We start from the raw sequence: 12,260 nt of genomic DNA, 5'->3' as shown, positions 1-12,260 counted from the left end.
GGGGCGACGGCGGTTACAGGTCGGCGTCGTTGAGCTCGGCCATCAGCGCGTTGAGTTCGTCATCCGACATGCCGGAGGCGCTGAACTCGGCGCTTTGCGCCTGCGCCGGGCTTTTGTCCAGCGGCTGGGCGACGCTGGCCATGGCGGCGATGCTCTGGTGCTCGAACACGTGCTTGGCCGACAGCGCGATGCCTTGTTCGTGAGCCTGGGCCACCACTTGCAGGCTGAGAATCGAGTCGCCGCCGATGGCGAAGAAGCTCTCGGTGACGCTGACACGGGGCAGTTTCAGGACCTTGGCGACGATGGCGTGCAGCGTGGTTTCCATCGGCGTGCGCGGGGCCACATGGCTGCTCTGGTCAAGTTGATCCGGGTCGGGCAACTGCTGGAGGTCGAGCTTGCCGTTGGGCGTGCGCGGGAAGGCGCCGAGGGTGATTACGCGGGTGGGCACCATGTACGACGGCAAGCGCTCGCCGAGGTAGCGCTTGAGCGCCTCGGAATCCGGCGCATAGCCGTGGGCGGCGAGCACGTAGGCGAGCAGGCGCTTGCCGGCGGGCTGGTCCTGCACGATCACTGCCGCTTCACGCACGTCGCTGTGGCTGCACAGTTGGCGCTCGATCTCGCCGAGTTCGATGCGGTAGCCGCGCAACTTGACCTGATGGTCTTTGCGCCCGAGGAACGCCAGGCGCCCGTCGGCCAGCCAGCAGGCGAGGTCACCGGTACGGTAGGCGCGGGTGCCATCGGCGAGGGTGACGAAGGCTTTGGCGGTTTCTTCGGGTTTGTGGCGGTAACCCCGGGCCAGGGTCGGGCCGGCAAGAATGATCTCGCCCGGTTCACCGATGCCGCTGGCGACGTCGTGTTCATTGAGGACGCGCAGGTCCATGCCGGCAATCGGGCGGCCGATGGTCAGGGCGCGGTCGCTGTCGAGCACGTCGTAAGTGGCCCACACGGTGGCTTCGGTGGGGCCGTATTCGTTGACCAGCAAGGCCCCGGGCAGGGCGTTGCGGTGCTGGGCAATCAGCGACGGCGGGCACGCCTCACCGGCAACGATCCAGCAGCGCAGGCTTTCGGCGCCGCCCAACTGATCCAGCAGCGCCTGGTACAGCGACGGCAGCGACAGGCCATGGCTGACCCGCTGCTGCGCGACCAGTTGCGCCAGGCGCGGCATGTCCAGTTCTTCGCCGGGCGCCGGCAAGACCAGGCGGCCGCCCTGGGCCAGGGTCCAGAAAATCCCGGCCACCGAGCTGTCGAAGGCAAATGACGACAGCAGCAGGTAGGCGCTCACGGGCGCCTGATACGCGGCCATGCGCACCTGGGTGGAATGGCTCAGGGCGCCGTGGCTGATTTCCACGGCTTTGGGTGCGCCGGTGGAACCGGAGGTATAAATCAGGTACGCAAGGTCGTCGCGGTGGGGCAGGGGCAATGGCGGCAGGGTGCTGGCTGCGTGCAGATCGGCCAGCACAAAGCATTGCAGGCCGGCCGGAACGCTGTCGGCCAGCTCGGGGCTGACGACGATGTGCGCGATGGCGCTGTCGGCGAGCATGTAGGCGCGCCGGTCCTGCGGGTAAGTGGGGTCGACCGGCACGTAGGCGCCCCCGGCCTTCATTACGGCGAGCATGGCGACGATGGCGGCGTTGCCGCGTGGGAACAGAATGCCCACTGGCACGTTGGCCGCGATCCCGGCGTGCGCCAGTTGGTGCGCCAGTTGTGTGGCGCTGGCGTCCAGTTGCGCGTAGGTCAGGTCGCCCTGTTGATCGCTGAGGGCGACGGCATCAGGCTGGCGCTGCACCTGGCGAGCGATCAGCTCTACCAGCGTCACCGCTTCGATCACCGGCGGCTGTGTCGGTGCGGCGATGATCGCCGCTTGCTGTGGGCCGCTGATGGGCAGTTGCGCCCAGGCCTGTTGCGGGTTGGCCAGCGCGGCCTGCAGCAATTGCGCCCATTGTTCGGCCAGGCAGGCGGCCGCCTCAGTGCTGAGCTGATTGCAGTCGTAGACCAACTGCGCGCGGAGGCGGTCGCCGCCCTGATGGACCTGCAGACACGCCTTGGCCGGGCTCGTCACCGCGCTGGCCTCGCGTTCGCGCGGGTCACTGGCGCGCCAGGCGAACGCATAACCGCCGCTGAGGTCACCGGTGTAATAGTCCTGCCAGCCGGCGGCGTGCTCTACCAGAGTGCCGATATGGGCGCTCTGTTCCTGCAGGGTGGCCTGCGCCTGCAGGTCGATGCGCAGGGGCAGGCTCTGCTCGAACAGGCCCACGGCGTTGTCGAGTTCCGGTCCACGGCTGGGGTGAATCAGAGTAATGGGGACTTGCTGTTGCCCGGACAGGCGCCCAAGCAGCACGGCCCAGGCAGTCAGCATCAGGTGGGCGGTGAAGGCCGGGTGATTGGGCAGGCTGATGTCCAGATGTGCGGGGGCAAATCCACCGTCACCGGGTGTTTCCAGTGACAGTTGCAAGGCGTGCCGTTCGTGCTCGGCCGCAGGGTTCCAGAACAGCGCGCCGGGATGCTGCGGTGCGTCTTCGACCAGGCTCCAGCGCCATTCGGCGTAATCGGCGTATTGCAGGCTGTCGGCCAGGTCCGGCGGGGTGTCTTGCAGCAGGGCTGTCGCCAGCAGTGTGAGGCTGGCGAGGTCCAGGTGACTGCTGGCGGCGGCCAGGTGCAGCACCTGGCCGTCGGGCCGTTGCACGAGGGTGACCGTCAGTGGCTGTGTCCAGTCCTGCGCAAGCGACGGGATCTGCTGCGCCACGTTGACGCGCAACGCGCACGCGTCATGGATCACCTGCACCGGGTGGCGCAAGCCGGGCACCGGCGTCAGTTGGGTGCGCAGGATCTCGCTGCCGCCCGCCAGCGCTTGCAGGCGCTGTGTGAGGGTGTCGGCGTCGACCGGCGGGGTCACGGCCCATTGCAGCTGGCAACCGAACGGGTGCCGGCTGCCGCCGTTGAGGTGTGGGTAAAGGGAAGCCTGTTGCGGCGAGATGCGAAAGCCTTGAAGTCCGTTCATGTTCAACTCAACTGCAAAATAGGGTGGAGAGCGCTCACACGGCGACGTCGCTGGACAGCAGGGCCTCGGCCATGCCGGTCATGATTGCGCGCTTGCCGGTAAAGGGTTCGCGGCCGTGGACCGCGAGCATGTTGTCGATAAACAGTACGTCGCCCTGTTGCCAGCTGAAGCGCACCAGCGAATCAAGGTAGGCGGCGCGCAGTGCTTGCAGCACCTGGGGCTCGATGGGCGTGCCATCGCCGTAAAAGGTGTTGGTGGGCAGGTCGAGGTCGTTGAAGTTGCCTTGCAGCGAATCGCGGATCGCCGCCGGCAGGGTGCTGATGTGAAAGAACGTCGCGTGGTTGAACCAGACCTCTTCGCCGGTACGCGGGTGGCGCACCACGGCCGGACCGCGTTGGCGAGTGCGCAGGCGGTTGTTTGCCTTCCACTCGACCTCGATGCCGACGCTGGCGCAGTAGGCTTCGACGTCGCTGCGCTCGCTGGACTGGAACACGCTCTGCCACGGCAGGCCGAAGCCGTCGCCGTAGTTGCGCACATAGAGCACGCCTTTTTCGCGAAAGCGCGCCTGGATCTCGCTGCTGATGCGTGACTTGACCGTGCGGGTGGAGCCAATCGGGGTTTCGCCGCCGGTCTCGGAAGGCAACTGGCAGTAGAAGAACAGCCGCAGCGGAAACCGTGGCGAATAAGAGTGCTCGTTGTGCGGGAAGATCATCTGGTCGGCCGGGTAGTCGGTCGAGGTGTAGATGTTGCCGCCCACCCGGGTGCGCGGCGAGGCGCGGAACATGTACTCCAGGGCGCCGGGGGACAGCGCGGCGATGACCTGGTCGAACTGTTCCACCGAGGTGACGCCGAAACCACGAAACAGCAAGGCGCCGTGTTGCAGCAGTTTCTGTTCCAGGGCGTCGCGCTCACTGGCGGCCCACGCGGCGAGGTCAACGCCCTCGACGGCCGGTTCGATCACCAGCGGCAGGGCATGGTCGGCGCTGAGCAGGCGTTCGCTGACCAGCTGCCGTGGGGCGACGTTCATCGCTTTGCGGCGTACACCGCCGAGGGTGCGCGGCGTTGGGGGTACGTCTGGCATACAGGCATCCACCTCTGTCAAAGGGTCAGTGAGCGTCGTTTGGTCTGCAGCAACTGGCTGCGCCCGGCGCTGGCCTGGGTGTGTTGGCTTTCGCGCTGGAAGGCCTGGTCCCAGGTGTCGAGGCGCGCCGCCAGTGCGGGCAGCGACTCGCTCAACCAGTCGCCGGCCTCGTCCAGCAGACGCGTCCACAGGTGTTGCAGGCGCAAGGCACGGGCCTGATCGAAGTGCTCGCCACGATATTTCAGGGTGGCGTCGATGCCATGGCCGGCATGTACCAGGTCCAGCACCAGGTGGAAATCCCCCGGTGCCTGGGCCACATCGAGCGTGTGCAGGTGCGCGCCGGCAATCAGCGTCGGCGCTGAACGTGACGGTTGATAGTTCAGCTTGACCTGGAACAGCGGCGCGTGGCCCGGACGTCGTGCGGGGGCCAGCGCGGCGACCACCAGGTCGAACGGCAGGTCCTGATGGGCGTAGGCTTGCTGCGCCTGCTCGCGCACCTGTTGGAAAAACTCGCCGAGGCTTGACTCGCCCTCTACCTCGCAGCGCAGGGTGAGTTGGTTGACGAAGAAGCCGATCACCTCGTTATGCGCCGCCAGCGGACGACCGCTGACGTCGGTGCCGAGCAAAAAGCGCGGCTGGCCTCCCAATTGCTTGAGCACCAGCTGGTAGCAGGCCAGCAGCAGCATGAACAGGGTCATGCCCTGTTCACGGGCGAGAGCGGACAGCGCATCGCAGCGCGATTGAGGCAGGCTGAAGTCGAGGCGGTGCTGCCCCGGCGACGCGCCGCTGCCACCCAATGCCAGGGTTTGCGGGACGTCGGCCAGGTGTGCGCGCCAGAAGTCCTGCTGCGCGGCGATGCGCGAGGGCGTCCAGTGCGCCGCTTCCCAGCGGGCGAAGTCGAGGTATTGCAAAGGGCGATCAGGCGAGGTGTGCGCCGCCAGTTCGGCGAGCAGCAATTGCGCGGAACGGCCGTCGAAGGCGATGTGGTGCAGGGTCAGCAGCAGGTCATGCCTGTCGCCCTGGCTGATCAGGTGCGCGCGCAGCAGCGGGCCGTGTTGCAGGTCGATGGCGGTTGCGTGTTCCCGGGCCAGGCAATCCTGCAGGTTGTCCTGCACGAGCAACTGCACGGGGCTGGCGGGCATTACCTGCTGCTGCGGGCCGTCGACGCCGTCGTGATAGACCGTGCGCAGCACGCTGTGACGCTCGACCAGCGCGTCGAGCCGCTGCGACAGGGCTTGCGTGTCCAGCGCGCCGTGCAGTGTCAGGTGCAGCACGAGGTTGTGCTGGGTGTCCTGCGGGTTGAGTTGATGCAGGAACCATAATCGGCGCTGGGCGAAGGACTGGTGACTATGGCTGAGGTCAGTCTCGGGTGCGGGATTGGCGAGCGGGGCAGCGGTGCCGAGGTAGATCAGCAGCGCCTGCGCCCAGTGCGCCAGGGTCTGTTCGCCGAACAGGCTTTGTGTGTCCAGTTCCCAGCCAAGGTCGCGCTGCAGACGTGCGGCGAAATCGGCCAGGCCGATCGAGTCCAGGCCCAGGCCGATCAGGCTGAGTTCGGTATTCACGCTGAGGTACGGGTTGAGCGCGAGCAGGGTCTGCGCCAGCCATTGATGGCAGGTGGCAAGGTCGGGCTGCTCGCGCAATTGCGCCACGTCAAGGCGCTTTGCGGGCGAGGCGGGTGTGGCGCCGCTCTGGGCGATGATGCTCAGGGTGCCGGCTGCCAGTTGGGTGCGGGCACCCTGGCGGGCAATCTTGCCGCTGGTGGTCATGGGAATGGTGCCGGCCTGCACCAGCACAATCTGATCGATGCCACAGTCAGCCGCTTCGCGCACCGCGCTTTGCATCGATGCAAACAGCGCCGGGTGATGGGCCGGGTCGACGAACTTGCGTTGCGGCTCGGCCACGATCACCAGTTTTTCGCGGCCCAGCACCGGGTCCATTTCCGAGAAGGCAGCGATGCGACCGGTGCGGATGCCGGGCTCGCTGTCGGTGATCGCAAACTCGATATCGTGGGGGTAGAGGTTGCGGCCGTTGAGAATCAGCAGGTCCTTGAGACGCCCGCAGATCACTACCTGGCCCTGATGCATGAAGCCCAGGTCGCCGGAGCGCAGGTAATGGCCGGGCTCGCCGGCGATCTGCGCCTGGAAGGCGATGCGGCTGGCCTCGGGGTTTTGCCAGTAGGCCTCGGCGTTGCTCGGGCCTTGCAGCCACACTTCGCCGATGCGATCGGCGGCGCAGCGCTCGAAGGTGTGCGGGTTGGCGATGGCAATGGCGTGATGGGCCTGGGGGTAGCCACAGGCGACAAACTCCACTGCGGGCGCATCACCGCTGGCCAGGGCCACACGACCGGTTTCCAGCACCTGTTTGTCCAGGCGCAGCACCACCGGCAGCGCGTCGGCCGGAGTTGCACTGACGCACAGGGTGGCTTCGGCCTGGCCGTAACCGGGGCTGATGGCCAACGGGTTGAGACCGCAGGCGGCGAAGCGCTGGGCAAAGGCGTCGAGGGTGCCGGGGTGGATCGGCTCGGCGCCGTTGATAGCGTGTCGCCAGGCGCTGAGGTCGAGCTGGGCGATCAGGCTGTCGCTGACCACGCGGTTGCACAGGGCGTAGGCGAAGTTGGGCGCAAAACTGGCGGTGGCGCGGTAGCGACTCAGCGCCTGCAGCCAGGTGGAGGGCGCGTTGACGAAGGTCTGCGAGGCCATCAGGTAACACGGCATGCCGCTGTAGAGGGGCGCCAGCACGCCGCCGATCAGACCCATGTCGTGATACAGCGGCAGCCAGTTGACCATGGCGCCGTGTTCATCGAAACCGTAGGCCTGGCGCATCAGCTCGACGTTGGCGATCAGGTTGCGCTGGCGCACTTCAACGCCTTTGGGCGTGCCGGTGGAGCCCGAGGTGTATTGCAGGAATGCCACCGTGGCGGCGTCGATGGACGGGCGTTGCCATTGGCCGGCGGGCGGCGTGCCGAGGTCGTGCACGGTCAGTACGTCGACGCGCTGGTCCACCAGTTCACGCAGGGCCTCGCAGTGTTCGACGGGCGCCAGGATCAGCGCCGGCTGTGCATCGATCACCACGTTGCGCACGCGGTCCAGATGCCGCGGCTTGCGCGACGGCGGCGGGAACAATGGCACGGCGATCAACCCGGCATACAGGCAGGCGCAGAAGGTGCGGACATAGTCGAGGCTGCTGGGCAGCATCAACAGCACACGCTCGCCCGGGTTGTAGCGCGCTTGCAGGGCCGCGGCCAGGGATCGGGACTGTTCGTGCAGTTGGGCGAAGGTGAGCGTTTCGCCGACGTCGACGCCGTCGGGCAAAAAATGCAACGCGGCACGCTGCGGGAAGTGCAGGGCGTTGGCCTCCAGCACGTCTATCCAATGATTGAATGCAAACATGGTGGGATTCATGCCATGGCCACGATGACTTTGCGGTCACCGGTATAAGGATTGCGCCCGTGGGCGACCAGTCGGTTGTCGAGCATCAGGATGTCGCCAGCCTGCCAGGGGAAGCTCACGGCGGTCTGGTCATACACGGCGCGCACGCTGTCGAGCAGGGCGTCGGCAATGGGCGAGCCGTCGCCGAAGTACACGTGACGCGGCAGGTTTTCCTCACCCACGGCGGCCAGCAGGCTGGCGCGCACGGCGGGCTCGATTGCCGAGACGTGAAACAGGTGCGCCTGGTTGAACCAGACCCACTCGCCGGTTTCCGGGTGCTGCAGCACGGCGGGGCAGCGCTGGCGGGTGCGCAGTTCACCGTCGGTTTTCCACTCCCACTCGATGCCGTTGTCCTGGCAGTAGCGCTCGACCTGGGCACGGTCTTCGGTGTTGAACACCTGTTGCCAGGGCAGGTCGAGGGCGCCGCTGTAGTTGCGCACGTAGAGCAGTTCGCGGCTGGCGAACAGCTCGCGGATCTCGGCGGGCATGCGCTGGTAGATCAGGCGGCTGTCGCAGATTGGCGTCTCGCCGCCGGTTTCGCTGGCCTTGATGCAGTGGAACCAGATGCGCGAAGGCCAGGGCCGGGTGTAGGCCTGCTCGTTGTGCAAGGGGATGAACTGGTGCGCCGGGTATTCGGTGGAGCTGTAGACCCCGGCGAACACTTTGCTGCGCGGCGTCGAGCCGAACTCGTAGCTGGCCAGGGGCGCGCCGAAGCTGGCGGCAAAGCGTTTGAAGTCGATGGGGGTGGCGACCGTGAAGCCGCGAAACAGCACGCCGCCGACGGTGCGCAGGCTGGCGTCGAGGCTGTCGCGTACCGACTGCTCGAGCGCATGAATCGATTGGCCGGGGCTGGCCTGTACGCACCGGGGCAGGGTGGCGCCGTGGTTATCATCCGTGATCAACATGGGCTTGAAACGTCCGTCCGGGTGTTCGATGGAGGTCATTGTCTTGCACATCCTGTTTATGCTTTTGGCTTTTCAGCAACGTGACAGCAGGCCTTGAAAACCGGGCAGAGGCCTTCACAAAACGTTTAACAAAATGTGTTTATGTCAGTACGAAGGGCATACTAGGTGTTAATGAGAGGGATTATCAATAGTATTCCTTTAATATTTTTTTTGGCTTAGACTCCGCCCCGCTGGGGAAAAAACAGTGTTTGCCAACGGATAAAAACTCAAATAATTGCGGTAGGGGAGCGGGGCGTGAATCACAAAATCAATACACTGGCGTTGGCGGTAGCATCAGCCGTCTGCCTTATGAATACTGCATGGGCGGACGATCAGCCAGCGGCGCTGGAGATCGCTCCAGTCACCGTCACGGGCGAAAAGATGAACCGTTCGCTCGAGAAGACCCAGTCGAGTGTGGCGGTGGTGACGGAGCAGCAACTGCGCGACAAGGCCGATCACAGCCTGATCGACGTGTTTGCCCGTACGCCAGGCGTGTACAACCAGTCGGGTAATGAGAACTGGGGTATTCGTGGCGTTCCGGTGTCCGGTTTCGATGACCAGGGCCCGGCAACCTTGAACGGTGCGATTTCGGTGTATGTCGATGGCGCCCAGCAACCCAACCGCGCGCTGACGCTGAGCCCGGTTGGCCTGTGGGATACCGAACAGGTCGAAGTGCTCCTCGGCCCGCAGTCCACCACTCAGGGGCGCAACTCCCTGGCCGGTGCGGTGGTGATCACCACCCGCAACCCCACTTTCGAACCTACCTTCTCCGCCCAGACCAACATCGGCAACTACGGTGAGCACGGCGTGGCCGTGGCCGGCGGTGGCTCGATCATCGACGACAAGGTCGCCGGCCGTATCGCCATCGATACCCAGGACGGCGACGGCTATATCCGCAACACTACCAATAACGACGACGCCAACCCACACCGCACCAGCAACTATCGCGGCAAGTTGTTGATCACCCCGAACGACGACACCGATGTGCTGCTGACCTACGCGCACAACGAGCACCGCCAGGGCGACAACTCGATCACCCGTATCGGCGACAAGGTGCAGTATTACAAGATTGCGTCCAACACCAAGGCCTATGACAACCTCAACCAGGACACCGTGAGCGCGAAGATCGACTGGCGCCTCAACGACGCCTGGACGCTGACCAACATGACCAGCTACACCCACTCGGGCTACACCGCGCGCAAGGACTTCGACCAGACCGCCACGGCCAACAACGTCATCCTGCGCGAGCAGAACGGCGACATGTTCAGCCAGGAACTGCGCCTGGCGTATCAGAACGACACGGTGCGCAGCTTCGGCGGGCTGTACCTGGGCAACACCACCAACAGCTTCCACGACCGCTTGCTGTTCAACAACGTGCAGCGCGGCGCCGCCAAGGGCGATGTGGACGTCAAGAACGCTGCGGTGTTCGGTGAAGTGGATTGGGATTTTGCGCCGAACTGGACCCTGATCACGGGCCTGCGCTACGACTACGAAACCAACGATACCGACGTCAAGCAGGACGACTTCTCAAGCCCCGGCAAGGTGAAAAAGAGCTTCAATGCGTTCCTGCCCAAAGTCGGCGTCGACTATCAGTTCATGCCTGACCAGTACGTCGGCTTCATGGTGCAGAAGGGCTACCGAGGCGGTGGCGTGAACGTGCGGGCCGGTGGCGGTCACAGCGCCTACGATCCGGAATACACCACCAACTACGAGCTGTCGTACCGCGGTTCGTTCCTCGAGAAGAGCCTGCGCGCGCGTGCCAACCTGTACTACACCGACTGGAAGGATCAGCAGGTCAGCGTGCTCGATCCAACGGGTAATTTCTTCCTGGTCTACAACGCCGGTCGCAGCGACATCAAGGGCCTGGAAGTGTCCGTCGAAAAAGACTTTGGCGAGCAGTTCACCCTGAATGTCGGCGGCGCGGTCACCGACTCCAAGTACAAGGAATTCAACACCGGTGACGGCACCGACCGCAGCGGCCAGGCGTTCCTCTACTCGCCCAAATACAAGATGTCGGTGGGCGGCACCTACCGCTGGAATGACCGCCTGACCCTCAACACCGACCTGACCTACCAGAGCACCGCGCCGTCCGACTTCGAGTTCGACGCTGCTGGCAATGTGAGCAAGGTGCGTCGCAGTGACAACTATGTGCTGACCAACTTCAGCACCGAATACAAGGTCACCAAGAACGTCGCGGTGTCCGGTTACCTGAAAAACGCGTTCGGCAAGGAATACGTCACCAGCAACCGCATCGGCGACATCATCGATGTGGGCGCGCCGCGCACGTTCGGCCTGGTGCTGCGTTACGACATGTAAACCTCTGGACGCCGGGGCCCCAGGTTCCCGGCGTCCGGTTTTGCCTGGCGCATTCTGCTCCTACACCCAGCCTCCCTGGAGGACTTCATGAACGCCGTTTCGAATGCCACGACGGGCGGGGCAGCACAGCTACGCCTGTCGCACACCGGATTGTCCCAGCCCTATTGCCTGGACCTGACGCCGATGCTCGAGCGCCAGCAACAGCAGGAATCGAATGCGCGCAGCTACCCACGGCGCATTCCGCTGGTACTTGAACGGGCCCACGGCATCTACGTACAGGACAGTCGCGGCCAGGTGTTTGTCGATTGCCTGGCCGGCGCCGGTACCCTTGCGCTGGGCCACAACCACCCGGTGATCATTGAAGCGATCACGCAATTGATGACCGCCGGCGTGCCGATGCACACCCTGGACCTGATGACACCGGTCAAGGACGCCTTCGTGCAGGAAATCTTCGGCTGCCTGCCGGCGGATTTCGCGCGCAATGCGCGCATCCAGTTTTGCGGCCCCAGCGGGGCGGACGCGGTGGAAGCCGCGCTCAAACTGACCCGCACTGCCACCGGGCGGCATTCGGTGCTGGCGTTCGAGGGGGCCTACCACGGTATGACGCTGGGGACGCTGGCCATCAGCGGCAACCTGTCGCCCAAAAATGCCCTCGGCGCCCTGATGCCGGGGGTGCAGCGCCTGCCGTTCCCCCATGATTACCGCTGTCCGTTCGGCGTCGCCGGCGAGCAGGGCGTCACCCTCAACCTGCGTTACCTGGAGCACCTGCTCAACGACCCGGAAAGCGGCGTGACCCTGCCGGGTGCGATGATCCTTGAACCGATCCAGGGGGAGGGCGGGGTGATCGCCGCGCCGGACCGCTGGCTGCAGGAACTGCGACGCCTGACCGCCGCCCACGGCATTCCGTTGATCGTCGACGAAATCCAGTGCGGCATCGGGCGCAGCGGACGGATGTTCGGCTTCGAGCAGTCGGGCATCACCCCGGACGTGATCACGTTGTCCAAGGCCATCGGTGGCGGCTTGCCGCTGTCGGTGATGGTCTACAACGATTCACTGGATGTATGGCAGCCCGGCGCCCATGCCGGCACCTTCCGTGGCAACCAGCTGGCCATGGCGGCCGGCACGGCGACCTTGCGTTTTATTCGCGACAATCACCTGGTGGCCCACGCCGAAACCGTGGGCGCGCACCTGCGCAAACAGTTGCAGGCGCTGCAGGGTGAATTCCCCTGGATCGGGGATGTGCGCGGACGCGGCCTGATGCTGGGCATGGAAATCGTCGACCCCCATGGGCTCGCGGACGTACAAGGGCATCCGCCGGTCGACGCGGTACGCGCCAAGGCGTTCCAGCAGGCGTGCCTCAGGCACGGGTTGATCGTGGAACTGGGCGGACGTCATGGCGCGACCGTGCGTTTTCTACCGCCGCTGATCATCACCGAGCAGGAGATTGATTTTGTGGCGCAGATCCTGTTTGAGGCAGCGCGTTCAGTTTGATC

6 protein-coding genes are annotated in these 12,260 nt (G+C 65.1%); 2 read left to right on the top strand and 4 right to left on the bottom strand.

The window, feature by feature from the left end:
• Positions 1–13: 13 nt before the first annotated feature.
• The 4 genes from ACXX81_RS10685 to ACXX81_RS10670 are packed head-to-tail and all read right to left on the bottom strand — an operon-like array spanning position 14 to position 8,412.
• A complete protein-coding gene (locus ACXX81_RS10685) occupies positions 14–2,998 on the bottom strand; it encodes a non-ribosomal peptide synthetase (protein WP_458571636.1) in 2,985 nt (994 codons plus the stop codon).
• Between the two features lie 34 nt (positions 2,999–3,032).
• Complete coding sequence (locus ACXX81_RS10680; protein ID WP_209981815.1) at positions 3,033–4,079, bottom strand: TauD/TfdA family dioxygenase; 1,047 nt, start codon at positions 4,077–4,079, stop codon at positions 3,033–3,035.
• A 17-nt stretch (positions 4,080–4,096) separates the two neighbouring features.
• Complete coding sequence (locus ACXX81_RS10675) at positions 4,097–7,468, bottom strand: condensation domain-containing protein (protein ID WP_458571635.1); 3,372 nt, start codon at positions 7,466–7,468, stop codon at positions 4,097–4,099.
• 8 nt (positions 7,469–7,476) lie between these two features.
• The gene (locus ACXX81_RS10670) at positions 7,477–8,412 is read right to left on the bottom strand and encodes a TauD/TfdA family dioxygenase (protein ID WP_458572577.1); all 936 of its coding nucleotides are present in this window, start codon (positions 8,410–8,412) and stop codon (positions 7,477–7,479) included.
• 294 nt (positions 8,413–8,706) lie between these two features.
• Between ACXX81_RS10670 and ACXX81_RS10665 the strand changes: the two genes are divergently transcribed.
• Complete coding sequence (locus tag ACXX81_RS10665; RefSeq protein ID WP_209981821.1) at positions 8,707–10,767, top strand: TonB-dependent receptor; 2,061 nt, start codon at positions 8,707–8,709, stop codon at positions 10,765–10,767.
• 87 nt (positions 10,768–10,854) lie between these two features.
• Positions 10,855–12,258 carry a diaminobutyrate--2-oxoglutarate transaminase gene (locus ACXX81_RS10660; protein WP_082638626.1) on the top strand — a complete coding sequence of 468 codons (1,404 nt, stop codon included), beginning with the start codon at positions 10,855–10,857 and terminating at the stop codon, positions 12,256–12,258.
• The last annotated feature ends 2 nt before the right edge of the window (positions 12,259–12,260 follow it).

This window comes from Pseudomonas sp. GNP013 (assembly GCF_054343995.1).
The sequence above is the reverse complement of the archived record's forward strand: the minus strand, read 5'-3'. Positions and strand labels throughout refer to the sequence as shown.